General features: G+C 66.9%; 23 protein-coding genes. 14 read left to right on the top strand and 9 right to left on the bottom strand.

Translation table 11 applies throughout. The features are described from left to right. The 3 genes from C1H66_RS00965 to C1H66_RS00955 all read right to left on the bottom strand — a co-directional run. A partial coding sequence (locus C1H66_RS00965; RefSeq protein WP_205738613.1) for a cytosine permease occupies window positions 1-586 on the bottom strand: 586 nt, incomplete at its 3' end. 69 nt (window positions 587-655) lie between these two features. Next, window positions 656-2,041 (bottom strand): NCS1 family transporter, encoded by a 1,386-nt coding sequence (locus C1H66_RS00960; RefSeq protein ID WP_181423472.1) that lies wholly within the window; start codon window positions 2,039-2,041, stop codon window positions 656-658. Window positions 2,042-2,171: 130 nt separating this feature from the next. Continuing rightward, complete coding sequence (locus tag C1H66_RS00955) at window positions 2,172-2,918, bottom strand: aspartate/glutamate racemase family protein (protein ID WP_102626053.1); 747 nt, start codon at window positions 2,916-2,918, stop codon at window positions 2,172-2,174. A 538-nt stretch (window positions 2,919-3,456) separates the two neighbouring features. Between C1H66_RS00955 and puuE the strand changes: the two genes are divergently transcribed. Beyond that, the gene (gene puuE / locus C1H66_RS00950; protein ID WP_102626052.1) at window positions 3,457-4,395 is read left to right on the top strand and encodes an allantoinase PuuE; all 939 of its coding nucleotides are present in this window, start codon (window positions 3,457-3,459) and stop codon (window positions 4,393-4,395) included. A 94-nt stretch (window positions 4,396-4,489) separates the two neighbouring features. On the opposite strand, the gene C1H66_RS00945 is transcribed toward puuE, so the two are convergent. Beyond that, window positions 4,490-5,929, bottom strand: coding sequence for a YfcC family protein (locus tag C1H66_RS00945; RefSeq protein ID WP_102626051.1), 1,440 nt, complete (start codon window positions 5,927-5,929; stop codon window positions 4,490-4,492). Window positions 5,930-6,156: 227 nt separating this feature from the next. On the opposite strand from C1H66_RS00945, the gene C1H66_RS00940 reads away from it, so the two are divergent. From C1H66_RS00940 to C1H66_RS00930, 3 genes are all read left to right on the top strand, one after another. Further along, window positions 6,157-7,023 (top strand): MurR/RpiR family transcriptional regulator, encoded by an 867-nt coding sequence (locus C1H66_RS00940; protein WP_240618176.1) that lies wholly within the window; start codon window positions 6,157-6,159, stop codon window positions 7,021-7,023. A gap of 210 nt (window positions 7,024-7,233) precedes the next feature. Then, the gene (locus C1H66_RS00935) at window positions 7,234-8,070 is read left to right on the top strand and encodes a bifunctional allantoicase/(S)-ureidoglycine aminohydrolase (RefSeq protein WP_102626049.1); all 837 of its coding nucleotides are present in this window, start codon (window positions 7,234-7,236) and stop codon (window positions 8,068-8,070) included. A 10-nt stretch (window positions 8,071-8,080) separates the two neighbouring features. Next, complete coding sequence (locus tag C1H66_RS00930; RefSeq protein WP_102626048.1) at window positions 8,081-8,569, top strand: ureidoglycolate lyase; 489 nt, start codon at window positions 8,081-8,083, stop codon at window positions 8,567-8,569. An 85-nt stretch (window positions 8,570-8,654) separates the two neighbouring features. Here C1H66_RS00930 and C1H66_RS00925 read toward each other — a convergent pair whose 3' ends face one another. The 5 genes from C1H66_RS00925 to C1H66_RS00905 form a co-directional block, all read right to left on the bottom strand. Continuing rightward, window positions 8,655-9,335 carry a GntR family transcriptional regulator gene (locus C1H66_RS00925; protein WP_102626047.1) on the bottom strand — a complete coding sequence of 227 codons (681 nt, stop codon included), beginning with the start codon at window positions 9,333-9,335 and terminating at the stop codon, window positions 8,655-8,657. Between the two features lie 57 nt (window positions 9,336-9,392). Then, a complete protein-coding gene (locus tag C1H66_RS00920; RefSeq protein WP_102626046.1) occupies window positions 9,393-10,154 on the bottom strand; it encodes an aspartate/glutamate racemase family protein in 762 nt (253 codons plus the stop codon). 95 nt (window positions 10,155-10,249) lie between these two features. After that, window positions 10,250-11,533, bottom strand: coding sequence for a TRAP transporter large permease (locus C1H66_RS00915; protein ID WP_102626045.1), 1,284 nt, complete (start codon window positions 11,531-11,533; stop codon window positions 10,250-10,252). Beyond that, window positions 11,530-12,084 carry a TRAP transporter small permease gene (locus C1H66_RS00910; RefSeq protein ID WP_102626044.1) on the bottom strand — a complete coding sequence of 185 codons (555 nt, stop codon included), beginning with the start codon at window positions 12,082-12,084 and terminating at the stop codon, window positions 11,530-11,532. The genes C1H66_RS00915 and C1H66_RS00910 overlap by 4 nt, the downstream gene beginning before the upstream one ends. Next, window positions 12,081-13,079 carry a TRAP transporter substrate-binding protein gene (locus C1H66_RS00905; RefSeq protein WP_102626043.1) on the bottom strand — a complete coding sequence of 333 codons (999 nt, stop codon included), beginning with the start codon at window positions 13,077-13,079 and terminating at the stop codon, window positions 12,081-12,083. Before C1H66_RS00905 ends, C1H66_RS00910 begins: the two co-directional genes overlap by 4 nt. Before the next feature lie 268 nt (window positions 13,080-13,347). Here C1H66_RS00905 and C1H66_RS00900 point away from each other — a divergent pair, with 268 nt between their 5' ends. From C1H66_RS00900 to pyk, 10 genes are all read left to right on the top strand, one after another. After that, a complete protein-coding gene (locus C1H66_RS00900; RefSeq protein WP_102626042.1) occupies window positions 13,348-14,085 on the top strand; it encodes a maleate cis-trans isomerase family protein in 738 nt (245 codons plus the stop codon). A 69-nt stretch (window positions 14,086-14,154) separates the two neighbouring features. Next, window positions 14,155-15,216, top strand: a complete 1,062-nt coding sequence (locus C1H66_RS00895; RefSeq protein ID WP_205738612.1) for a TRAP transporter substrate-binding protein — start codon at window positions 14,155-14,157, stop codon at window positions 15,214-15,216. Window positions 15,217-15,267: 51 nt separating this feature from the next. Continuing rightward, on the top strand, window positions 15,268-15,876 hold the full coding sequence (locus C1H66_RS00890) for a TRAP transporter small permease subunit (protein ID WP_102626041.1): 609 nt from the start codon (window positions 15,268-15,270) through the stop codon (window positions 15,874-15,876). Further along, the gene (locus C1H66_RS00885; RefSeq protein WP_102626040.1) at window positions 15,873-17,174 is read left to right on the top strand and encodes a TRAP transporter large permease; all 1,302 of its coding nucleotides are present in this window, start codon (window positions 15,873-15,875) and stop codon (window positions 17,172-17,174) included. The genes C1H66_RS00890 and C1H66_RS00885 overlap by 4 nt, the downstream gene beginning before the upstream one ends. 29 nt (window positions 17,175-17,203) lie before the next feature. Continuing rightward, on the top strand, window positions 17,204-18,634 hold the full coding sequence (gene hydA / locus C1H66_RS00880) for a dihydropyrimidinase (RefSeq protein WP_102626039.1): 1,431 nt from the start codon (window positions 17,204-17,206) through the stop codon (window positions 18,632-18,634). A 366-nt stretch (window positions 18,635-19,000) separates the two neighbouring features. Further along, on the top strand, window positions 19,001-20,776 hold the full coding sequence (gene gcl / locus C1H66_RS00875) for a glyoxylate carboligase (RefSeq protein ID WP_102626038.1): 1,776 nt from the start codon (window positions 19,001-19,003) through the stop codon (window positions 20,774-20,776). Between the two features lie 252 nt (window positions 20,777-21,028). Next, on the top strand, window positions 21,029-21,808 hold the full coding sequence (gene hyi, locus C1H66_RS00870) for a hydroxypyruvate isomerase (RefSeq protein ID WP_102626037.1): 780 nt from the start codon (window positions 21,029-21,031) through the stop codon (window positions 21,806-21,808). A 200-nt stretch (window positions 21,809-22,008) separates the two neighbouring features. After that, window positions 22,009-22,893, top strand: coding sequence for a 2-hydroxy-3-oxopropionate reductase (locus C1H66_RS00865; RefSeq protein ID WP_102626036.1), 885 nt, complete (start codon window positions 22,009-22,011; stop codon window positions 22,891-22,893). Between the two features lie 298 nt (window positions 22,894-23,191). Then, window positions 23,192-24,547 (top strand): glycerate kinase type-2 family protein, encoded by a 1,356-nt coding sequence (locus C1H66_RS00860; RefSeq protein ID WP_102626035.1) that lies wholly within the window; start codon window positions 23,192-23,194, stop codon window positions 24,545-24,547. After that, a partial coding sequence (pyk, locus tag C1H66_RS00855) for a pyruvate kinase (RefSeq protein WP_102626034.1) occupies window positions 24,544-25,979 on the top strand: 1,436 nt, incomplete at its 3' end. The genes C1H66_RS00860 and pyk, both read left to right, overlap by 4 nt.

The following is a 25,979-nucleotide window of genomic DNA, read 5'->3' as shown; positions in this document are numbered from 1 at the left end:
CCACCATCACCACGTAGACCAGCGGGCCGGCCCAGTTGAGGAAGTGCTTGATGCGGTCGATGCCCTGCCAGAAGATCGCGATCTGGAACAACCACACGATCACGAAGGAGACCCAGGCCACGCCCGACAGGCCGAGAAACGTCGTGCCATCGCCGGCGCCGAAGAAGGCGGTGATCAGCAGCGCCACCGCGGTGGAGGCGAAGTAGGTCTGTACCCCGTACCAGAAGATGCCGATGATGGCGCGCAGCATGGCCGGCAGGTTGGCGCCGCGCACGCCCATGCTGGCGCGCACCATCACCGGGAAGGGGATGCCGTATTTCACACTGGGCTTGCCGGTCAGGTTGACCAGGAACATCACGATCACCCCGGCCAGGATGATCGCCGCCATCACCGCCCAGCCGTTGAGTCCGTAAGCCAGGAACAGCGACGCCGCCAGGGTATAGCCGAACAGGCTCTGGATGTCGTTGGACCACACGTTGAAGATCTCGAAGGCGCCCCAGTTGCGGTCCTTGTGCTTGAGCGGGGCCAGGTCCTCGTTGTACAGGGTCGGGTCGATGGTCTGGATGTCCAGATCACTCTCTTTCATCGTCATCACCGTTATGGTTATGGGGGTGGTGATAGCCCCCGCCCGGCACTCGCCGGACGGGGCAGGGGATCACTGACGGAAGCGCTGGCAGGGGGCCCAGTGCTTCATCAGCAGGAAGTAGGTGACGCCGGCCGGGATCAGGCTGGCGTACCAGGACACCGCGGAGAAGCTCAGGGCGGCGACGATGCCCACCAGGGTGGCGATCAGGGCGGCGTAGTTGACGCCCTGGTAGGGGCCGGCCTCGTCATACAGCTTGCCGAGATCCAGGGTACGGCGACGAATGATGTAGTAGTCGACCACCAGGATGGCGAAGATCGGGCCGAGGAAGGCCGAGTAGGTCTGCACGAAGAGCTGCAGGCCGGCGGCGGACTCGGGCTGCACCAGCTTCCAGGGGAAGGTGGCGAAGGCCAGCAGGCCGACGATCACGGTGGCGATCGGGAACTTCATCTTGAACACGTCCATCAGCACGTAGGTCGGCGGCACCACGTTATTGAGCACGTTGGTGGTGACCTGGGCGAAGGCGATGAACAGCAGGGTGGTCATCAGCAGCGGGGTGTTGTCGACGGCGTTGGCGAATACCTGGATGGGGTCGGCGGTGCCGGTGGCCTCGGAGACCATGAAACCGATCAGGCCCATGAACAGGGTGCAGGGCAGGATCGACATGGCATAGATGGTGGTCAGGATGCCGGGGCCGGTGCCGTGCTTGTGCTCACGGGAGTAGTCACTGACGTTGAGCATCATGGTGCTGTAGATGCCCAGGAACAGCATGGTGGCGCCCCAGAAGGGCAGGCCCCAGGAGCCTTCCATGGTCAGCAGGTTGGCCGACAGCTCGTCGCCGTAGCGCTGCACCGTGGCATAGAACATGTAGGTCAGCGAGGCGAGAATGAAGGCGCTGCCGATGTTCTCCAGCCACTTGATGCCCTGGAAGCCCATCACCGACAGGCCGATCTGCAGGAACTGGAAGGTGATGAAGTAGAACACCAGGTTGTCGAAGCCGAACAGCGTCGCCGAGACCATGTTCAGGGCGCCGGCACCGATCCAGCTCTGGAAGCCGTACCAGACGATGGCCGGCACGGCGCGTACCAGTCCCGGGATGCGGGTACCGGCGAAGCCGAAGGCGCTGCGCGCCTGGACCATGAAGGGGATGCCGTACTTGTAGCCGGCGGCACCATTGATGGCGAGCGCGATGCCGATCACGAAGCAGCCGATGGCGATGGCCAGGGTGGCCTGGATCAGGTTCAGCGTGCCGACCACGCTGGAGCCCATGGCGAAGGTGCCGATCGAGACACAGCCACCGAACCAGGCCAGGAAGTAGGAGGTGCGTCCCATGATGCGGGTCTGCTGGGGGGCGAGCGACTCGTCCCCGGGGGCCTTGGTGCCGTCATGGCCGACGGCCCGGCCGGCTACCGGCAAGTCGGTATCGGCCGTCGTGGAGTGCGGATTGGGATGGCTCATGGTGTTGTCCTCGCAAGTCGTTGCTCGATGTTGTGGTTATGCCCCGGCGGGCGACGGCCCGGGAGGGGTTGCTTGCGGCGTGCTCTGTGGCTTCGGTTTGTCGTTGTGTCGTTGGGGCTGCCTTGCCCGGTCAGCGTCGTGGGGTCAGCTCCGAAAGGTGGGCGAAGCGCCCGGTGAAGGCCTTGGGACGCGGGAAGGCCAGGTCGCCATGCTTGCTGGTGCCGAGCCCCAGTCCTACCAGCGCCTCGGTCAGTTTCACCGCGGCGGTGACGCCCTCCACCACCGGCAGGCCCACTTCCCGGGCGATCTCGTCGGTGAGGTCGGCCATGCCGCCACAGCCCAGCACGATGGCGCCGATACCGTCCTCGTCACGGGCCCGTCGGCATTCGCCGATGAGGCGGCTGAGTGCGGCGTCGCCGTTCTCTTCCAGGTCCAGCACCGGGATCTCCGCGGCCCGCACCCGGCGACAGTGGTGACGGAAGCCGTACTGCTCGAGCAGGTGCTCGGCGATGATGCCGGTACGCCCCAGGGTGGTGACGATGGAGAAACGAGTGCTGATCAGGCTGGCCATATGGAAGGCGGCCTCGGCGATGCCGAGCACCGGGGCCCGGGTCAGCTCGCGGGCCGCCATCAACCCCGGATCGCCGAAACAGGCGATCACGTAGGCATCGACGCCCTCGCGCTCCCCGGCCAGCACCTCCTCGAGGACGCCCACGGCGCTGATCGCCTCGTCGAAGTGGCTCTCGATGGAGACCGGCCCGGCGTCGGGCTGGGTCGCCGAGATATGGGTGCCCGGCGCGGCGATGCGGCGTGCTGCCTCGCCGATCGTCGCCGTCATCCCGGCGGTGGTGTTGGGGTTGATGACGCGGATATGCATGGCGTTGGCTCTCTTGTATGTCTTGTGAACAACGTAAAATGTCTTTGTACACAAAATAGATGGCTTTTGTTTTATCCGCAAGTCGTAGCGCCAGACGCGCCAGGTGAAGAAATATCTGTTTGTAAACAAATGGTTGTGGTGTATTTCCAGTTCCTTTCGGCCGGGGCGACCTGCTAGACGATGGTCGCTAGCCTGATTCCACCCCTCTTGTGGCGACAATTATATCTCATTATTGTATACACTTTGGTCCGCCTCACTCTCCGGCGGGGTCTCGACGGCCTTGCATCGTCTCTGGAGCGGCATCCCCGGGCACCGATGGCAGGAAAAGTCAGAAAGGGGGTTGCAGTCGCATTGAACACACCCTATCTTTTTCTTGTATACATAAATTCCTTGCCCGCTACCCTCGTGCGCCAGTGCGGTGGGTGGCGGTACCCCGAGAGTGGCTGTGCCGAGACCTGGTGATGCGCCAGGCAGCCGTCCACGCGGTGTCGCACCGATCGCTCATGCCGGGTGCCCATAACAATCAGGAAATTACGCCATGACCCAGCCTGCTTCTTCTGACTATCCCCGTGACCTGGTCGGCTATGGCCGCACGCCGCCCCATGCCAACTGGCCGGGCAGGGCGAGGATCGCCGTGCAGTTCGTGCTCAACTACGAGGAGGGCGGCGAGAATTGCGTGCTGCACGGTGACGCCGGCTCCGAGCAGTTCCTCTCCGAGATCATCGGGGCTCCGGCGTTTCCCGACCGCCACCTGAGCATGGAATCGATCTACGAGTACGGCTCGCGGGCCGGGGTCTGGCGTATCCTGCGGGAATTCGAGCGCCGTGGCCTGCCGCTGACCGTGTTCGGGGTGGCCATGGCCCTGGAGCGTCATCCCGAGGTGGCCCACGCCTTCAAGGAGCTGGGCCACGAGATCGCCTGCCATGGCTACCGCTGGATCCATTACCAGGAGGTGTCGGAGGCGGTGGAGCGCGAGCACCTGCAGCGTGCCATGGCGATCTTCCAGCGCCTCTATGGCGAGAAGCCGCTGGGCTGGTACACCGGGCGCGACAGCCCCAATACCCGCCGCCTGGTGCTCGACGAGGGCGGCTTCCTCTACGACAGCGACTACTACGGCGACGACCTGCCGTTCTGGACCCGCGAGGCGGACAGCCAGGGTCGCGAGCATGACCACCTGGTGGTGCCCTACACCCTGGACAGCAACGACATGCGCTTCGCCGCCCCCCAGGGCTTCAACACCGCGGACCACTTCTTCACCTACCTGCGCGACGCCTTCGACGTGCTCTATGCCGAAGGCGAGGAATCGCCGAAGATGCTCTCGGTGGGCCTGCACTGCCGGCTCATCGGCCGCCCGGGCCGCTTCCGCGCCCTGCAGCGCTTCCTCGACCATATCGAGGCCCACGACCGGGTCTGGGTGACCCGCCGTGTGGACATCGCCCGCCACTGGGCCGAACACCACCCGGCGCCGGCACGCTGAGGCTCAGGGAATGATATCGCCCTGGAAGACGAGCAGGCCCCGCCCGGCAATGCCGGGCGGGGCCTGGTGGGGGGGCGGGACGGCGCTCAGCCGATCAGCCGACCCACTGGGTGGCCTGGGCGAAGGCCAGGAAGCCCAGGGCGATCAGTACCCAGACGCAGAACAGCGGGAAGAAGAACTTCACCCACTTCTGCCAGGGCACCCCGGCGATGGCCAGGGTGGCCATGAAGTAGCCGGAGGTGGGGTACAGGATGTTGCCCATGCCGTCGCCGAGCTGGTAGGCCAGCACCGCGGTCTGGCGAGTCACGCCGATGATATCGGAGAGCGGCGCCATGATCGGCATGGTGACCAGCGCCTGGCCGCTGCCGGAGGGCACCACGAAGTTGAAGGCCAGCTGGGCGAAGTACATGCCGATGGCCGACAGCAGGGTGGGCAGCTCACCAACGAGATTCCCGAGGCCGAAGACGAGGGTATCCATGATCTGGCCATCCTCGAGCACCACGGCCACCCCGCGGGCCACCCCGGCGATCATGGCGCCGACCAGCACGTCGCGGAAGCCCTTGTTGAAGGCCTCGCAGATGCTCTCGGTGGTCAGCCCGGCGATCAGGCCGACGACGATGCCCATGACGATGAACAGGCCGGCCATCTCCATCATGAACCAGCCCTGGCGCAGTACGCCGTAGACCAGCAGGCCGAAGAAGGCGAAGGTGGCGATCGCAGCCAGCTTCTGGCGGCCGTTGGCCATCAGGGCGCCTTCGTCGGTGGCATGCTGATAGAGCGCGCGCTTCTCGGCCTCGTCTGCGTCACCGGCCATCAGGCTCAGCTCGGGGCTGGCCTGGACCCTGCGGGCATAGCGCATGACGAAGTAGATGCCGGCGCCGAGCACGACCACGAAGGCGGTGGCCCGCAGGCCGAAGCCGGAATAGAGCGGCAGGTTGGAGAGTTGCTGGCCGAGCCCGGTATTGATCGGGTTGAGGATGCCGGTGGTGAAGCCCGCGGTGGTGGCGCACAACGCCACGGCGGCGGCGGTCACCGAGTCGAAGCGCAGGGCGATCATCAGCGGCAAGATGACGGGCACGTAGACCAGCGCCAGCTCCTGGGTACCGATGATGGTGGCGACCACGGCGAACACCGTCATCAGCACCGGGATCATCAGCAGGCTTCGGCCGGCAAACTGGCGGCTGAGCTTGTCGACGCCGATCTCGATGATGCCGGTGCGCCGCAGCACCATGAACATGCCGCCGATCATGAAGGTGAAGAACACCACCTCGCCGGCGCTCATCAGGCCATTGGGTATCGCCAGCATGAAGTCGACGATGCCGGTCGGGTTGGGCTCGACGAACTGGAAGGACTCGGCATCGATGGTGATGCGCCCCGCGGGGCCGGGGATCCGCTCGAACTCGCCGGCCGGCACGAAGTGGGTCGCCACCGCCGCGATGGCGATGAAGACGAACAGGATGACGTAGATATGCGGGATCTGCCAATGGCGCCGCTTGGCGCTGGTGGTCTGGGTAGTCTCGGAGGGGTGGGACATGGGGTGCCTCGCGTTGTTGTTGGCGATGTCGCTATAGTGGAGCGGCGCCGAAGCGCCCCGGCCGCGGTTGGCGCCGCGGGAAGGATCGAGGCCGGGGGGAAGTTGCCTGGGGCGGCCATCCGTCGATGGGGATTCCGCCTAGGGGGGGCGTCGACTGGCTTGGTGATACGAGTGGCGCCTGACGGGGCGATCTTGCCCCGGCGCCCGGAACAGGGGGAGAGTTTTACTTGCGGACGCAACAGACCGGCATGAGGCCGCACATCGGCCAGCGAATCTCGGCGCAGTATGCCGACCTGACCGCCCAGGAACAGCGGGTGGCGGCCTTCATCCTCGACCACTTCGATGACCTGGCGGTCTACAGTGCCGCCGACCTCTCCCGCTTGACGGGCGTCTCCAAGTCCACGGTCAGCCGCCTGTTCAAGCGTCTCGGGTTCGAGAGTTTCCAGGCCGTGAAGCGCCATGCGCGCGAGTTGCGCAGCCAGGGCGTGCCGCTGGTCACCGACCCCGAGGCCGTGGCGGGCAACGGGGAGCGATTCAAGCGCCACCACGAGCGAGAGCGGCAGAACCTGCGCAGCGCCCTGGAGGGCATCGAGCCGCAGACCTTCGAAGCCGTCGTGGCGAGGCTGGACAGCGCGCGCCGGGTGGTGCTCGTCGGCTTTCGCAACAGCTACCCGCTGGCCATCCACTTTCGACAGCAGCTGATCCAGGCGCGCAGTGGGGTCAGCCTCGCCCCCGAGCCCAACCAGTCGCTGGCCGAGGAGCTGGTGGAACTGGGCGAAGACGACCTGGTCGTGCTGTTCGGCTTTCGTCGCCGCCCGAGCGGGTTCGATGCCCTGGTGCAGGAGCTGGCGTCGATGCCGTGTCGTGTGCTGCTGATCGCCGACGCCACGGCCGGTGGCTACGCCGAGCAGGTGGACTGGTGGTTGGAGTGCCCGATCGACAGCGTCTCCGCCTTCGACAGCTATGCCAGTGCCATGAGCCTGATCAGCCTGCTGGCCAACGGGGTCCTGCACCACCGGCTCGCCCAGGGGCGCGCCCGCATCGATGCGGTGAGCGAGCTCTATGACCGGCTCGACGAACTGTCGTCGCCCTGAGAGGCTGGTCCCGCTGCTGGTGGTTCCTGCTCCGGACCACGTCACTGCCCCGGATAAGCGTCGAGGATTCATGGCTGGGCTCGATCCTGGCTTGCGCATGAAACGAAAGTTTCTAGACACCGTACTCCTGAGACGTTAGTTTCACAAGCAGGATCACTACGGTTTTTTTGGCCTGTCGTAAGGTCAGAGGTGCATATGAAGGAGAGCATCATGACGACAAGAAACTACTACGCTCCCACCGGGGGGCATCCGCCCCAGACCCAGCTGCTCTCGGATCGGGCGGTATTCACCGAGGCCTACGCCGTCATTCCCAAGGGGGTGTTCGGCGACATCGTCACCAGCAACCTGCCGTTCTGGGACGCCACCCGGCTATGGGTACTGGCACGCCCGCTCTCCGGCTTCGCCGAGACCTTCTCCCAGTACATCATGGAGGTCTCCCCGGGGGGCGGCAGCGACCGACCCGAGCTCGACCCCGCCGCCGAGGGGGTGCTGTTCGTGGTGGAGGGCGAGATGACCCTGACCCTTGCCGGCGAACGTTATCGCATGACCCCGGGCGGTTACGCCTTCATCCCGCCGGGCAGCGACTGGCGGGTACGCAACGAGGCGGACTCAGCGGTGCGCTTCCACTGGGTGCGCAAGGCCTACGAAGCCGTGGACGGCGTCGAGGTGCCCGAGGCCTTCGTGGTCAACGAGAACGACATCGCCCCGACCCCGATGCCTGATACCGACGAGCGCTGGGCCACCACCCGCTTCGTCGATCCGGCCGACGTGCGCCACGACATGCACGTCAACATCGTCACCTTCCAGCCCGGCGCGGTGATCCCCTTCGACGAGACCCACGTCATGGAGCACGGCCTCTACGTGCTCGAGGGCAAGGCGGTCTATCACCTCAACCAGGACTGGGTCGAGGTCGAGGCCGGCGACTTCATGTGGCTGCGGGCCTTCTGTCCCCAGGCCTGCTACGCCGGCGGGCCGGGGCCGTTCCGCTATCTGCTCTACAAGGATGTGAACCGCCATATGAAGCTGGGTGGCGTGGGCCCGCGCTGAGGAGACGATCATGCTGGAACTGAAAGCCGCACCGCTGACGCCGGAGGCCTTTACTCCCTTCGGCGACGTCATCGACACGCGCACGACCGACTGGTTTCCCATCAACGCCGGGCGCACCCGGCGTTACCACGACCTGGCCAGGGTGGAGACGCTGGGCGGGGAGGCGAGGGCGCTGATCAGCATCTTCGTCAGCCAGCCCGTCGAGTTGCCGCTGGAACTCGATTTCCTCGAGCGGCACCCCCTCGGCAGCCAGGCCTTCATGCCGCTGCACGAGGAGCGCTTCGTGATCGTGGTGGCGCCGCCGGGCGATCAGATCGATCCCGCCGAGGTGCGTGCCTTCGTCACCGACGGCCGTCAGGGAGTCAACTACCGCGCCGGCACCTGGCACGCCATCCAGTCGGTGCTGGAGCGGGAAGGCGAGTTCCTGGTCGTCGATCGCGGTGGGGAGGGCAACAACTGCGACGAGCATCCGCTGGCGGTGAGGGTGACCCTGGCGTGAATGCCTTGACCCGAACGCCCCAGGTACCGAGCTCGATGACTCGATAAAAAGGGGCCCTCCATATGGAGGGCCCCTTCGCATGGTGTCACGGGTGGGGACGATTGATGGCGGCGATGGCATCGCCGGTGTGCCGGACATGGTCGGCCAACAGGCGCTGGGCTCGGTCGCTGTCCCGGGCCTTGAGGGCGTCGAGGATCTCACGGTGTTCGCTGGTGGACTCCTGCCAACGGCCCAGACGGTCGAGGGCCAGGTAGCGGGCTCGCTCCAGCCTGCCCAGCAGGCTGCGGTGGGTCTCCTCCAGTACGGGATTCTTGGCACCGGCCACGATCAATCCATGGATGCGCTGGTTGAGCTCGAAATAGGCGTTACGATCGCCCTTGGCCAACAGTCGTTCGAGGCGCTCCTGCAAGGTCTCCAGGCGCTTGAATTCGGTGTTGGTCATGCGGCTGGCCGCCAGGCCGGCGGCCAGGCTTTCCAATCCGGCCTCCACCTCGAAGAGGTGTTCCAGCTCCTGGGCATCGATGGGGGCGACCCGGGCCCGGCGATTGCGCGGCATGACCACCAGCCCCTCGCTGGACAGGCGCTTGAGGGCCTCCCGCAACGGGGTGCGGGAGATGCCCAACTGAGCGCATAGCGTGGGCTCCTGAAGGAGTTCCCCAGGGGGTAGTTGACCGCGCACGATGAGTCGATGCAGGGCTTGATAGGCTTCTTCCGCCAGGGTCGGTGCAGTGATGCGAGCAACGCTCGCAGGGGAATCCGTACTCATGGGCATCTCCTCTTGGCCGGATGGTTCCATTCTCCCGCTGACACGAGGGAAGTCCAGTCAGGTGCGATTTACCAGGTCCTGGCGACCTACCAGCCTTGCCAGCGTCTCGGGCAGGCCCCGGCAGGGCTTGCAGGGCGGGGCGGCGAAGCTGCCTGCGGAGGGCGCCGTCGTCCCCAGGTCGACCAGGGCCTGGGCCTGATGCAGGGCGCAGGTGACGCCGTCGAGCGCCGGTACCTGCAGACGCTCTGCCACGTCACGGGCCAGGCCGGCCAGGGGGGCGCCGGCGAGAATCAGGACATCGGCGCCGTCGTCCAGTACCGCCCGCTCGGCCAGAGCCACCAGGCGCTCGCCCTGATCCTCCTGTACCCGGCCGATATGGGCCAGGGGCTCGTCGAGGGCACGGATGCTGGCCAGGCGATCGGCGAATCCGTAGGCGGCGATGGTTTCCCGGTACCAGGCCTGGATACGCTGAGAGATGGCGATCACCGAGAAGCGGCCTCCCTGCTGGCAGGCGCTGACCAGGGCCGCCTCGGTCATACCCACTACCGGGATCGGCAGGATCTCGCGCAGGGCGGTCAGCCCCGGGTCGCCGAAGGCGGCCACCACCACGGCGTCGTGATCGGCATAGCGCTCGGCGGCCAGCTGCATGGCGGCATAGCCGCCGATCTGGGCCTCGGCCCGGGTCTCGATATAGGCCACGCCGAAGGGGGCGGTGGCCATGCTCAGCTCGGTGCCGGGGCGGGTGCTGCGGCGGGCTTCGCGCTCGATCAGGGCGGTGACATCAGTGGAGATGTTGGGGTTGATGACCAGTAGTTTCATGGCGTACTCACTTATTGTGGTCGCGACGGGGCGGCCCGCGGCGCTATGAAGGAACGAGTCTCCGGCACCCGTTCGAGCGGGGCCGGAGGAGGCGGTCAGTATCCCAGGGCCCGCGGCAGCCAGGTGACGATGCCGGGGAAGGCGATACAGGCGATCAGCACCGCATACTGGAAGGCGATGAAGGGCCAGGCACTCCTCATCAGCTCGTTGAGGCTGATCTTGGAAATGCCGCACATCACGAACAGCAGGACCCCCACCGGCGGTGTCATCATTCCCACCACCAGGTTCATCACGAACAGGAAGCCGAACAGCAACGGGTCGATGCCATAGGCCAGGGCGATGGGGGCCAGCAGCGGGACCAGCATGATGTAGGCGGCGTTGGACTCGATGAACATGCCTACCCCGATCAGCAGTGCCATCACCAGCAGCAGGAACACCAGCGGATCCTGGGTGAAGTCCTTGAGCCAGTTGGTCAGCTGCATGGGAATCAGGTCGAGGGTGAAGGCGAAGGTCATGGTGGAGGCGAAGGCGATCAGGGCGCCCACCATGGCGGCGGTGACCGCGGCATTGAACATCGCCTTGGGCAGGTCGCTGATACGCAACTGGCGGGTCACGAAGAAGCCGATGAACAGCGCATAGACCACGGCGATGGCGGCCCCCTCGGTGGGGGTGAAGGCACCACCGACGATGCCCCCCACCACCACGATGGGCATCAGGAGAATCGGCAGGGCGCGCCAGGTCTGCACCAGCACGTGCTTGAGGCCGATCACGCCCTCGGCGCCCAGCGGGTAGCGACGGCGCATGGCGATAAAGCTGGCCAGTCCCATGAATCCCAGGGCGAGGATGATGCCCGGCACCACCCCGGCCATGAAGAGTCCGCCCACCGAGACCGAGGAGCCGGCCATCAGGGCGTAGACGATCATGGCGTTGCTGGGCGGGATGATGGCGCCCAGGTTGGCGGCGGAGGCCACCACGGCACTGCTGTAGCCGGTGCCGTACTGCTGGCGCATGGAGGGTACGAGCGAGCTGCCCAGGGCGCTGGCGCTGGCCACGGCGGCCCCGCTCACCGCCGCCAGCACCATGCCGGCGACGATGGCCACATGGGCCAGGCCGCCATGTACGCGACCGATCAGCGAGTTGGCGAAGTCCACCAGGCGCTGCAGGATGCCGGCGGCCACCATCAGCTCGCCGGCCAGCATGAACAGCGGAATGGCCATCAGCGGGAAGCTGTTGACCGAGTGCATCATGCGCTGAGGGAGCACCGATAAGTCCATGCCGCCCACATAGAGGCCCACCAGGGAGGCCAGGCCCAGGGCGAACGCCAGGGGCATGCGCAGCAGGGCGAAGCCCAGGAAGGTGAAGATGATGGCAGGCGTCATGAGGGCAGCCCTCCACGGTGGGGCGGGGCGCTGGGGAGCGGCTCCAGGCGCAGGGCCTGGGCCACCAGGTGCAGGCAGCTATGACCGGCACACACCAGCACGGCGATATAGAAGACGGCGGCGGTGATCGGCAGGGTGGGCATCAGCTCCTGCCACTTGCTGGCCACCGCGCCCAGGCTGACCCAGAACAGCCCCGCCATCATGGCGGCGCCGATCCAGGCCATCAGTTGCGCCAGGCGCTGCTGTAGCCTCTTGGGCAGGTAGGAGACGAGGGCGTCGATGCCCACATGGATGCCCACCTTGATGCCGTGAGGGATGGCCAGGAAGATCGCCCAGACGAAGAACAGTCGGGAGAGCTCGTCGGCGGAGTCGATGGAGCTGGACAGCGCATAGCGGGTGAACACCTGGGCCGAGACCAGCAGCGTCATCATGCCCATGGCCACCAGGATGGCGTAGTAGGAGGACCGGTCGAGCAGCGCCAGGCCATGCAGGAAGTGTCGCTTGACCGGGCTGGAGGCGTGCGCCTCCAGCTGGTGCCAAACGGGTGTCATGACGCGAGCTCCTCGAGCACCCGGTCGACGATCTCGGTGCCGATCTTGTTGCGCAGGTCATCCACCACGTCCCGGCTCGCCTCGCGCAGGGCGGCGCGGGTCTCGTCGCTGATCGGGGTGAATTGCATGCCGCGCTCGATCAGGGTCGTCCGGGCCGTTTCGTCCTCCTCGGCGGCGGTCTGGCGTTGCCAGGCCACCGCATCGGCCATGGCGTCACGCACTGCCTGCTGCTGTTCATCGCTCAGGCGATTGAAGACGTTGCGGTTGGCCAGTACCACGATGAAGTCATAGAAGTGCCCGGTGTCGGAGAGGTGGCCCTGTACCTCATCCAGGCGCCGGGTGCTGATGATGCTGTAGGGGTTCTCCTGACCATCCAGCACCCCCTGCTGCAGGGCGCCATAGACCTCATTGATGTCCATGGAGACCGGGCTGGCGCCGATGGCGCGGAAAGTGTCCAGGTGGGTCTGGTTGGGCTGCAGGCGGACCTTCAGGCCCCGGAAGTCCTCGATGGTCTCGATCGGTCGCTGGCTGTTGGTCACATGGCGGAAGCCCAGCTCCATGTAGCCCAGCGCCACGAAGCCCTTCTCGGCCAGTTTCTCGTCGAGCAGCGCGCCGATTTCGCCATCGATCAGGCTGAAGGCGTCCTCGCGGCTGGCGAAGGCGAAGGGCAGGCTGAGCGCCTCCAGTTCGGGTACGGTCCGCGACAGGTAGGCGATGCCGACCCAGGTGCCGGCGACGGAACCGGTTGAGACCTGATCGACGTTCTCGCTGGCGCCGCCCAGCTGCATGTTGGGGAACAGCTGGGCGGTCAGGTCGCCATCGCTGCGCTCGGCGAGGGCATCCTGGAAGATCTCCATGGCGCGGCTGCTGGAGTGGTCATCGGGGAAGTTGCCGCTGAAGCGCAGGGTCTCGGCGCCGGCCAGCAGGGGTGTGCACAGGCCCAGGGCCAGCAGCAGGGCGGCGGAACGGCAAGCAAGGCGGTTTGTTGTTGTCATGCGGGTGTCCTCTTTCCACGAGCGGGTCAGTGAGCGCCCCAGTCTCGACGTGGGCGACTGTCTGAACCTTAGTTCAAGTCCATAGAAAATACAAAACATAGAATACTGTATTTTATTTTATCATTTTAAATCAATGATATGACCTTTAATTTCACGTGTATTTCATGGCCAAGTGGTGGGTGTGGCTTGCAAAATCTCGGCGCTGTGCGATCCTGCCTTGGTACGAAATACAGTATACAGAATATTAACAACAGCCTCGGAGCCAGCCATGAATCGCACCCTGTTGGGCATGCTGACGCCCTCCTCCAATACCGTGCTCGAGCCCTACACCGCGGCCCTGCTGCATGAGCTCTTTCCCCGGGTCACGGCCCATTTCCAGCGCTTTACCGTCAAGGAGATCTCGCTCAGCGACCGGGCCCTGGCCCAGTTCGATCCGACGCCCCAACTGGAGGCGGCACGGCTGCTCGACGACGCCCGCATGGACGTGATCGCCTGGAACGGCACCTCGGCGAGCTGGCTCGGGTTCGAGACCGACCGCCAACTGTGCGCCGCCATCACCGAGACGACCGGGGTGCCGGCCACCAGCAGCGTGCTGGCCCTCAACGAGATCCTGGCGCGCACCGGGGTGACCCGGCTGGGGCTGGTGACGCCCTATCTCGATGACATCCAGGCGGCCATCGTCGCCAACTATGCCGCCGAGGGCGTCGAGGTGGTGGCCGAACGGCACCTCAATGACCGCGGCAACTTCTCCTTCTCGGAATATGACGAGCAGACCCTGGCGGAACTGGTACGCGACGTGGCCAGGAGCGAGCCTCAGGCGCTCGCCATCCTCTGCACCAACCTGCGCGGTGCCGGCATCGTGCCGGCCCTGGAGCAGGAGCTGGGCATTCCCATCTACGACTCGGTGAGCGTCACGGTGTGGAAGTGCCTGCAACTGGCGGGGCAGGACCCCGCCGCCATCCACGGCTGGGGCGGTCTCTTCCAGGATCCGCGCCTGCGGGCCTGAGCCTTGCCTGATCCCTCTCTCGAGCCGTTGATTCACAACAACAAACCGACTGAAAACGAGGTGGCGACTATGACCAACAAGATGATGCGACAGGCGGCCCTGCTCTCCCTGCTGGTGGGTGGAATCGGCATCGGCGGGGCGGTGCAGGCCGCCGAGATCAATCTGCGGGTGGTGGGCAACTACTCCGGCAACCGCATCCATGTGGAGGAGGTGGAACGCCCCTTCTTCGAGGCCCTCGATGCCCGGGAGGACATGCGGGTCACCTACAACACCATGGACAGCATCGGGGTGGATGCGGCGGATGCCCTGCGCCGGGTGCGCTCCGGGACCTTCGACGTGATGTCGGTACAGATCGGCATGGCCTCCCGGGACGATCCCTTCTTCGAGGGCATCGACCTGGCCGGGGTCTCCCAGAACCTGGACGAGCAGCGGGCCGCCGTGGACGCCATCCGCGAGCGCTTCGACGAGCGGCTCCAGGAGCGCTTCAACGCCAAGCTGATGACCCTCTGGCCCTTCGGCCCCCAGATGCTCTACTGCAACGCCGAGATCGGCGGCGTCGACGACCTGGACGGCAAGCGGGTGCGGGTCTTCACCCCCTCCATGTCGCGGCTGGTGGAGGGCCTGGGCGCTACCCCGGTGACCCTGCAGTTCAGCGAGGTCTACATGGCCCTGCAGCGGGGTGTGGCCGACTGCGCCGTGACCGCCCCTACCGCCGGCAACAACGGCAAGTGGCCGGAGGTGACCAGCCACTTCATGCCGCTGCCGCTCTCCTACTCGGTCCAGGGGCACTTCATGAACCTGGACACCTGGAATCGCCTCGACGAAGCCCAGCAGCAGGAACTCACCGCGGCCTTCGCCGAGATGGAGGAGCAGATGTGGCGCGTGGCCTACGAGGTCAATGACGATGCCATCGCCTGCAATACCGGCCAGCCCGAGTGTGAGCAGCATACCGCCTATGACATGACCCTGGTGGAGCTGAACGGCGACTCCGGGGCCCTGATCCGCGAAGTGACCGATCGCGCCGTGCTGCCGGTCTGGGCCGAGAGCTGCGAACAGCAGTACGACGGTTGCGGCGAGATCTGGAACCAGACCGTCGGCGCCAGCGCCGGTTACACCATCCAGTCCCGGTAAGCAGGCCAGTGGCGGGGGCCGTGGCACCCGCCCATCAGAGGAGGCCAAGCCATGCAACGACGCATCACGGCTGGTATCGACAGGCTCGTGACCGCCGGCGCCCTGATCGCCGGCTACGCCGCTCTCGGCCTGTCGGCGCTGATCACCTTCGAGGTGATCGCTCGCAAGTTCTTCCGTTTCTCCCTGCAGGGGGTCGACGAGATCGGTGGTTATGTGCTGGCCATCGGCGTCGCCTTCAGCTTCGCCCATGCCCTGCTGCAGCGGGCCCACACCCGGGTCGATGTGCTGCTGGAGCGGCTGCCGGCGCCGCTGCGCGTTCCCTTGAACCTCGCCGCCATGCTGGCCCTGGCGGCCCTGGCCGGCTTCATGGCCTGGCGTGGGATCGCGACCCTGGGCGAGACCCTGGAGTTCGGCAGTCGCGCCAGCACTCCCTTGCAGACCCCGTTATGGATTCCCCAGGCACTCTGGGTGGCCGGTCTCGGGCTCTTCGCGCTGCTGGCGCTGTGCTTCGCGGGGCGCGCCCTGTGGCTGACGCTGGCCGGCCGCGGCGAGGCCGTCAACCGTGAGTTCGGGCCGCGTACCACCGAGGACGAGCTAGACGAGGCCCGCCAGGAGTATACCGCCGCCCCCTCCCGCTCACCCGAGGAGCAGCCCTTATGATCGGTCCCAGCGACGTCCTGATCGGTTTCTTTCTGATGCTGGGGCTGATGGCCATCGGCATCCATGTGGCGGTGGCCATCTTCGGCGTGGCCGCCCTCGGCACCCTGATGTTTCTCGGTACCCCGGTGCTCTTCTCCTTCGGCGACAAGCTGTGGAGCACCCTCAACAGCTTCCTGCTGACGGCGATTCCGCTGTTTATCCTGCTGGGGGAGCTGCTGCTGCGCAGCGGGGTGACCGAGCGCATGTACAGCGCCCTGTCGGTGTGGCTCAACCGCCTGCCGGGCAGCCTGCTGCATACCAACATCGGCGCCTCCACGGTGTTCGCCGCCATGTCCGGCTCCTCGGTGGCTACCGCCGCCACCGTGGGCACGGTGGCGCTGCCGGCCCTGAACGAGCGGGGCTACTGCGAGCGCCTGGCGCTGGGCACCCTGGCCGCCGGGGCCACCCTGGGCATCCTGATCCCGCCCAGCATCAACATGATCATCTATGGCGCCATCACCAATACCTCCATCGGCAAGCTGTTCATCGCCGGGATACTTCCGGGCCTGATGCTGGCCGGCAGTTTCATGCTGGCGATCATGGCCTATAGCCTGCTGCGCCCCGGAGTGGCGGGGCAGGGCGAGTCGCCGGTGCCGCTGCGCGAGCGTCTCGCCTCCCTGGTGGACCTGCTGCCGCCGGCGGGGGTCTTCGCCATCGTCATCGGCAGCATCTACTCGGGCTGGGCCACCCCCACCGAGGCGGCGGCCCTGGGGGTGGTGGCGGCGCTGGGGCTGGCGGCCCTCAACCGCAAGCTGAGCCTCACCATGCTGCACGAGTGCTTCCTCTCCATGGCCCGCACCACGGCGATGATCCTGCTGATCATCATCGCCGCCTTCTTCATGAACTATGTGGTGGGCATCCTCGGCGTGCCCGCGGCCCTGACCCAGTGGGTCATGGAGCTGGGCCTGACGCCCCTGGGGCTGATCCTGGCGCTGGTGCTCTTCTACCTGGTGCTGGGCTGCTTCCTGGAGACCCTGTCGATGATGATCGCCACCGTGCCAATCGTGGTGCCCATGGTGGTGAGCTTCGGCTTCGACCCGGTGTGGTTCGGCATCTTCCTGGTGGTGATGATGGAGATCTCGCTGATCACCCCGCCCATCGGCATGAACCTCTACGTGGTGCAGGGGGTGCGCGGGCGCGGCTCCATCTCCGATGTGATGATCGGCAGCCTGCCCTTCTTCGCCATCATGCTGGCCTTCGTCTTCGCCATCATCGCCTGGCCCGGCCTGGTGATGTGGCTGCCCAATGCCATGGGCTGAACGCCCTTCGAAACCGCAAGGACTATTCCATGAGTCACTTCGATACGCTGATCAAGAACGCGCTGATCATCACCGCCGCCGACCGCTACCACGCCGATATCGGCATCAAGGAGGGGCGCATCGTCGCCCTCGGCCAGGGCCTGTCGGGCGCCGAGGAGGTGATCGACGCCGCCGGCCTCTGGGTGATGCCCGGCGGCATCGACGCCCACTGCCACCTGGACCAGCCGCTCGGCGACGGCGCCGTGATGGCCGACGATTTCGAGACCGGCACCCGCTCGGCGGCCTGTGGCGGCACCACCACGGTGATTCCCTTCGCCGCCCAGCAGAAGGGTCAGAGCCTGCGCGCCGCGGTGGAGGACTACCACCGCCGCAGCGACGGCAAGGCGTCCATCGACTACGCCTTCCACATGATCGTCACCGACCCCACCGAGACGGTGCTCAAGGAGGAACTGCCGGCGCTGATCCGGGAGGGCTACAGCTCCTTCAAGATCTACCTCACCTACGACGACCTCAAGCTCAATGATCGGGAGGTGCTGGAGGTGCTGGCCATGGCCCGCCGCGAGGGGGGCATGGTGATGATCCACGCCGAGAACGCTGACTGCATCGCCTATCTCACCGAGCTGCTGGAGGCCCAGGGCAAGACCGCCCCGCGCTACCACGGCGAGGCCCACTCGGCGATCGCCGAGCGCGAGGCCACCCACCGCGCCATCTCGCTCGCCGAGCTGATCGATGTGCCGATCCTGATCGTGCATGTCTCCGGCCCCGAGGCCATCGAGCAGATCCGCTGGGCCCAGGGCCGCGGCCTGCGGGTCTACGGCGAGACCTGCCCCCAGTACCTGATGCTCACCGCCGCCGACCTGGACAAGGAGGGCTTCGAGGGCGCCAAGTGCGTGTGCAGCCCGCCGCCTCGGGATCCCAAGGCCCAAGAGGCGGTGTGGCAGGCCCTGGAGAACGGCGTCTTCCAGGTCTTCTCCTCGGATCACGCCCCCTTCCGCTACGACGACCCCAAGGGCAAGAAGCTGCACGGCGAGGACGCCGACTTCCACCATATTCCCAACGGCATCCCGGGACTGGAAACGCGGCTGCCGATCCTCTTCTCCGAAGGCGTACTCAAGGAGCGCATCGACGCCACCCGCTTCGTGGCCCTGACCGCCACCAATCCGGCCAAGATCTACGGCCTCTACCCGCGCAAGGGCACCATCGCCATCGGCAGTGACGCCGACCTGACCCTCTGGGACCCCCGCGCGGCCCTGACGGTGCGCAACGCGGCCCTGCACCATGCGGTGGACTACACCCCCTACGAGGGGCTGGAACTCACCGGCCGGCCGGTACTGACCCTGTGCCGCGGCCGGGTGGTCTCCCGTGACGGCGAGCCCACCGTCGACCCGGGGCATGGGCAGTTTCTCAAGTGCGACAAGCCGCAGCCGGCCCGGCCCCGCGGCGCCGCCAAGGGGTTCTGAGCCGTGACCCGAGAGCAGAGCATTGCGGCCGGCACAGCGGCCGGTGTAGATGATCAATGGACGGATCCGCGCCAGTGACGAGGGCTTCACCGGCATCGGGGAGGTGGAGCTGGACCTGAACTGACCCGTCGCAAGGGGCGCAGGGAGGGTTGGCGCTCTCCGGTTTGACCGATCGGTCAGATTTTTCGCAGGCTAACTAACCCAGGCAATTGATATTGCTTGGGTTTTTTTGTGCTCAAGAAATTTTATGAAAATATTTTCCAGTAAATGTTGACGCCTCTTCCGAGCGGTCCTAGTCTCGTATACAGAAATATTTTCCAAGAACAACTCTCTACAAGAACAAGGCCACTCACAGGAGGAATCCCCATGGCTCGCATGACCGCCGCAGAGGCCGCCGTTCACGTGCTCAGGAAGGAGGGCGTCGATGTCGCCTTCGGAGTGCCCGGCGCCGCCATCAATCCCTTCTATGCCGCCATGCGCAAGATCGGTGGCATCGACCACGTCCTGGCCCGCCACGTCGAGGGAGCCTCGCACATGGCCGAGGGGTATACCCGCACCGAGGCCGGCAACATCGGGGTGTGCATCGGCACCTCCGGTCCCGCCGGCACCGACATGATCACCGGGCTCTATTCCGCCTCCGGCGACTCGATCCCGATCCTCTGCATCACCGGCCAGGCGCCCCGTGCCCGGCTGCACAAGGAGGACTTCCAGGCGGTCGACATCCAGGCCATCGCCGGGCCGGTCACCAAGTGGGCGGTGACCGTGCTGGAGCCGGCCCAGGTGCCGCGGGCCTTCCAGCACGCCTTCCATCTGATGCGCAGCGCTCGCCCCGGCCCGGTGCTGATCGACCTGCCCATCGACGTGCAGATGAGCGAGATCGAGTTCGACCCCGACACCTACGAACCGCTGCCGGCCTACAAGCCCGCCGCGACCCGGGCCCAGGCCGAGAAGGCGATCGCCATGCTCAACGAGGCCGAACGGCCGTTGATCGTGGCCGGCGGCGGCATCATCAACGCCGATGCCGCGGACAAGCTCGTCGAGTTCGCCGAGCTCACCGGGGTGCCGGTGATCCCGACGCTGATGGGCTGGGGCACCATTCCCGACGACCATCCGCTGATGGCGGGCATGGTCGGGCTGCAGACCTCGCACCGCTACGGCAACGCCACGCTGCTCGCCTCGGACTTCGTGATGGGGATCGGCAACCGCTGGGCCAACCGCCACACCGGCTCGGTGGAGACCTACACCCAGGGGCGCAAGTTCGTCCATGTGGACATCGAGCCCACCCAGATCGGCCGGGTCTTCGGGCCCGACTACGGCATCGTGTCCGATGCCGGGGCGGCACTCGACCTGTTCATCGAGGTGGCCCGCGAGCTGAAGGCCGCGGGGAGGCTGGTGCCCCGCGATACCTGGGCCGAGGAGTGCCAGGAGCGCAAGCGCACCCTGTTGCGCAAGACCCATTTCGACGAGGTGCCGGTCAAGCCGCAGCGGGTCTACGAGGAGATGAACCGGGTCTTCGGCAAGAATGCCCGCTACGTCAGCACCATCGGTCTGTCGCAGATCGCCGGGGCCCAGTTCCTGCACGTCTACAAGCCACGTCACTGGATCAACTGCGGTCAGGCCGGCCCGCTGGGCTGGACCATTCCGGCGGCGCTGGGTGTGCGCCGCGCCGATCCGGACGCCGAGATCGTGGCGCTCTCCGGGGACTACGACTTCCAGTTCATGGTCGAGGAACTGGCCGCCGGTGCCCAGTTCAAGCTGCCCTACCTGCACGTACTGGTGAACAACTCCTACCTGGGGTTGATCCGCCAGGCCCAGCGCGGCTTCGACATGGACTACTGCGTGCAGCTGTCGTTCGAGAACATCAACTGCCCGGAGATCAACGACTACGGGGTCGATCACCTCTCGGTGGTCGAGGGCCTGGGCTGCAAGGCACTGCGGGTCACCAAGCCCGAGGAGATCGGCCCGGCCTTCGAGCGGGCCCGGGAGCTGATGCGCGAGTACCAGGTGCCGGTGGTGGTCGAGGTGATCCTCGAGCGGGTGACCAACATCGCCATGGGCACCGACCTGGACGGCGTCAACGAGTTCGAGGCCCTGGCCGAGAACGTCACCGACGCGCCGACCTCCATCGCCGCCCTGACCTGACGGCAACGATCAACGACGGAGGGAGCGGCGTCGACCGCTCCCCGCAACGACCTCAGGGTAATCGCAGCCAAGACACGTCGAGGGGCGCCGCGGGCAGGTCGAAGCGGAGGTCTTTTTCCAGGGAAGGAAAAAGTAGCGCCCAGGGAAGGGTTTACAGCGCCTCCGCGCAGGCCTGGCAGCGGATCAGCCCCGCTACCTGAGCACCGTGACGTTAACCGCGATAGCCCTGGAAACGACCCAAAGGAGTTCGATATGCCCAAGTTTGCCGCCAACCTCAGCATGCTGTTCACCGAGGTGGACTTCCTCGACCGCTTCGAGGCCGCCGCCAAGGCCGGCTTCAAGGGCGTGGAGTACCTCTTTCCCTACGACCATGCCCCGGCCGAGATCAAGGCGAAGCTCGATGCGCACGGCCTGACCCAGGTGCTGCACAACCTGCCGGCCGGTGACTGGGGCGCCGGCGAGCGCGGTATCGCCTGCCACCCGGACCGCGTCGAGGAGTTCCGCGAGGGCGTGGAGCGCGCCATCGAGTACGCCACGGCGCTGGGCTGCAAGCAGGTCAACTGCCTGGCCGGCATCCAGCCTCAGGGCGTCGGCATCGACCAGGCGCGCCAGACCCTGGTGGAGAACCTGCGCTTCGCCGCCAACAAGCTCGAGGCCGCCGGTATCCTGCTGCTCGCCGAGCCGATCAATACCCGCGATATCCCGGGGTTCTTCCTCAATCGCACCGAGCAGGCGCTGGCGATCTTCGATGAGGTGGGCAGCCAGAACCTCAAGCTGCAGTACGACATCTACCATATGCAGATCATGGAGGGCGACCTGGCGCCGACCATCGAGAAGCACCTGGATCGCATCGCCCATGTGCAACTCGCCGACAATCCCGGCCGCCACGAACCCGGCACCGGCGAGATCAATTACCCCTTCCTGTTCGCCCATCTCGATCGGTTGGGCTATCAGGGATGGATCGGTTGCGAATACAAGCCGAAGACCACCACCCGCGAGGGGCTGGGCTGGCTGGACGAGGCGAGAGGCTGAAGACGCTCTGAGGGGCTCTCCAACGCTGGCGGTCCCTTTGGGGTCAGACCCCGGCGGAGAGAGTCACTGCCTGAAACGTGCACCATGACAGGCCTGGCGGCTTGGTTGGGGTCTGACCCCAAAGGGGCCATGCCGCAGGCGTATGCCACGAAAAAGCCGCATCGAGGCGCAACGACAAGCAAGACAAGAGGAGAGACATCATGAGCAAGATCGGTTTCATCGGCCTGGGTATCATGGGCCGCCCCATGGCGGGGCATCTGCTGGACGCCGGCCACCAGCTCGCCACCGTCAAGCGTGGCAAGCTCGACGAGACGCTGGCGTCAAAGGGCATCGAGGAGCTTGACGATCCCCGGGCGGTCGCCGAGGCCAGCGAGGTGATCATCACCATGGTCCCGGACACCCCCGACGTCGAGCAGGTGCTGTTCGGCGAGGGCGGGGTGGTCGAGGGACTCAAGCCCGGCACCCTGGTCATCGACATGAGCTCCATCGCCCCGATCGCCACCCAGGCGTTCGCCGAGCGTATCACCGATGCCGGCGGCGAATACGTCGACGCCCCGGTCTCCGGCGGCGAGGGCGGCGCGATCAACGCCGCCCTGACCATCATGGTCGGGGCCACCGAGGAGGGGTTCAAGCGTGCCCTGCCGCTGCTCGAGATCATGGGCAAGACCATCACCCACATCGGGGGTCATGGCGCCGGCCAGACCTGCAAGGTCGCCAACCAGATCGTGGTTGCCCTGACCATCGAGGCGGTGGCCGAGGGCCTGCTGTTCGCCTCCCGGGCCGGGGCCGACGTGGCCAAGGTGCGGGAGTCGCTGCTCGGTGGCCTGGCGCAGTCGAAGATTCTCGACGTCCACGGCGAGCGCATGATCCAGCGTACCTTCGACCCGGGATTCAAGATCCGCCTGCACCAGAAGGATCTCAACCTGGCGCTGGAAGGGGCGCGCAGCCTGAACCTGGCGCTGCCCGGCACCGCCAACGCCCAGCAGCTGTTCCAGGCCTGCGTGGCCCACGGCGGCGCCGACTGGGATCACGCCGGCATCCTGCGCGCGCTGGAGGCGCTGGCCGACCACGAGGTCGGCTCCTGAACGGGCGAACCGCCCTGAGCCATCCTTGAGGGCGCGTGGAACCATCGCGGCACGGCGGGTGGTTTCACGGCCGAAGAGGTTTTTCGCCGGCCTTCGTGCTTGGTCGGCGAAAAACGGGGGAGGTGACTGCTCCCTGGGGGCAGGCGTCGGGTCGTCGTCTGCCCCGGCCACCGCGAGGTGGCCTTGCCCGGCGGCGGGTTTTCCTTCTGGAACCCCGCCCGCCGCCGGGTCCTTTTGTCTCCCTCTGCTTGTTACCCCTTTCCTTCCTGTTGCTGCCGGAGGCGGCGAGGAGTACCCGATGTCCGCGAATTCTCCCAACCGGGCCCTGGCGCCAGCGTCTGGCGACCCTGGGGCCTTCACGCCAGGGCCCCGCGGCGACGCGCTGGCCCCGCGCGCCTGGCTCAGGCAACTGGCCGAGACGGCCATCGCCGCCGTTCACCCCGATGCCCTGTCGCCCGAGGCCCTGCCCGAGCCGCCACCGGGACGCACCGTCGTGGTGGGGGCCGGCAAGGCCGCCGCGGCCATGGCCGCCGCCCTCGAGCGAGCCTGGCAGGAGCGCCAGCCCGAGGCGCCCCTGGAGGGGGTGGTGGTCACACGATACGGCCATGGCGCTCCATGCCGGCACATCGAGGTGCTGGAAGCCTCGCACCCCATGCCCGACGAACTCGGCACCCAGGCCGCCAGGCGCATGCTCGAGGCCGTGTCCGGGCTCGGCGAGGACGACCTCGTCATCGCGCTGATCTCCGGCGGAGGTTCGGCGTTGATGAGCCTGCCGGCACCGGGCATCAGCCTGGCCGAGAAGCAGGCGATCAACCGCGAGTTGCTGCGCTGCGGGGCACCGATCCGCGAGATCAACACCGTGCGTCGCCACCTCTCGGCGATCAAGGGGGGGCGTCTGGCCGCGGCGGCCCATCCGGCGCGGGTGCTGACCTGGCTGATCTCGGATGTTCCCGGTGACGACCCGACCCTGGTGGCCTCCGGGCCGACCCTGCCGGACGCCTCGACCCCGGCGGATGCCCTGGCGATTCTCGCGCGCCATGCCATCGCCCTGCCGGATGCCATACGCCGTCACCTGCTCGGCGACGACGGTGCCGCGGCGCTGCATGCCCCGGGATTTGCCCGGGATGCCTCGCGGGTGCTGGCCCGGGCCCGCGATGCCCTGCAGGCCGCCCGGGTGGCCGCCGAGCGCTGCGGCATCGAGGTGCGGCTGCTGGGTGACGACCTGGAGGGCGAGGCCCGCGAGCTCGGCCGCGCCCAGGGGCGGATGGCGCTGGCGGCCCGGGACGAGATCGCCCGGCCGCTGCTGCTGCTCTCCGGCGGCGAGACCAGCGTCACGGTGTGGGGCGACGGCCGCGGCGGGCGCAACGTCGAGTATCTGCTGGGGCTCTTCGCGACCCTGCAGGGCGCCGAGGGGATCCACGCGCTGGCCATCGACACCGACGGCATCGATGGCTCCGAGGACAACGCCGGGGCGCTCTTCGGTCCTGGCGACTGGCACCGTGCCAGGGCGGCGGGGCTTGACCCGGTTGCTCATCTGTCACGCAATGACGCGTATACTTTCTTCGAGGCCCTCGACGATCTGATCGTCACCGGGCCGACCCGCACCAACGTCAACGATTTCCGTGCCATTCTGGTCTTGCCGAGGACACCATGACGCTTCCCCCCCACGCCCCGATCCACGATCCCATCCGCCGCACCAAGATCGTCGCCACCCTGGGCCCGGCCAGCGACCGCGACGGCGTGCTGGAGGCGATGATCGCCGCCGGCGTCGACGTGGTGCGCCTCAATTTCTCCCACGGCAGTGCCGACGACCATCGCCGCCGCCTCACCGCGGTGCGCGAGATCGCCGCGCGCCTGGGCCGCAGCGTCGCCGCCCTCGGCGACCTGCAGGGGCCCAAGATCCGCATCGCCCGCTTCCGCGACGGCGCCGTCGACCTCGAGGAGGGCCAGCCCTTCGTCCTCGACATGGCCCTCGACGCCAACGCCGGCGACGCCACCCGGGTCGGCTGCGACTACAAGACCCTGGCCGATGACGTCGTTCCCGGCGACCGCCTGCTGCTCGACGACGGCCGCCTGGTGCTCGACGTCAACCGCGTCGCCGACCACCTGATCCACACCTCGGTGGTGGTCGGCGGCCGGCTCTCCAACAACAAGGGCATCAACAAGCAGGGCGGCGGCCTCTCGGCCCCGGCGCTCACCGACAAGGATCGCGCCGACCTCGAGACCGCCATCGACATCGGCGTCGACTACCTGGCGGTGTCCTTCCCGCGCAGCGCCGCCGACATGCGCGAGGCCCGGGCGTTACTGGGCGAGGCGGGCAAGGAGATCGGCCTGGTCGCCAAGCTCGAGCGCGCCGAGGCCGTCGCCGACGAGGCGACGCTCGACGGCATCATCGAGGCCAGCGAGGCGGTGATGGTGGCCCGCGGCGACCTCGGCGTGGAGATCGGCGATGCCCAGCTGATCGGCATCCAGAAGCGCATCATCAAGCGCGCCCGGGCGCTCAACCGCGCGGTGATCACCGCCACCCAGATGATGGAATCGATGATCGAGTCGCCGTTGCCGACCCGCGCCGAGGTGTTCGACGTGGCCAACGCCGTGCTCGACGGCACCGACGCGGTGATGCTCTCGGCCGAGACCGCCGCCGGCGACTTCCCGGTGGAGACCATCGAGGCCATGGACCGGGTCTGCCTGGGCGCCGAGCGCGAGCGCATCGCCCAGGAGTCGGGGCACCGCATCCACGAGGGCTTCACCCAGATCGACGAGACCATCGCCCTGTCGGCGATGTACGCCGCCAACCACCTCGCCGGGGTGGCCGCCATCGCCTGCATGACCGCCTCCGGCTACACGCCGCTGATCGCCTCGCGGATCCGCTCGGGGCTGCCGATCGTCGGCCTCGGCCACAGCCCCATCGCCCAGCGGCGCATGGCGCTCTATCGCGGGGTGGTCTCGCTGCCCTTCGACACCAGCGAGATGAGCGCCACCGAGGTCAACGACCGGGCGCTGGCGCTGCTGGTGGAGAAAGGCATTGCCGAGCCCGGCGATCATGTCATCCTGACCCGGGGCGATCACATGAACGCCCATGGCGG

Source organism: Halomonas heilongjiangensis (assembly GCF_002879645.1).
GTDB classification, from domain to species: domain Bacteria; phylum Pseudomonadota; class Gammaproteobacteria; order Pseudomonadales; family Halomonadaceae; genus Halomonas; species Halomonas heilongjiangensis.
The sequence above is the reverse complement of the archived record's forward strand: the minus strand, read 5'-3'. Positions and strand labels throughout refer to the sequence as shown.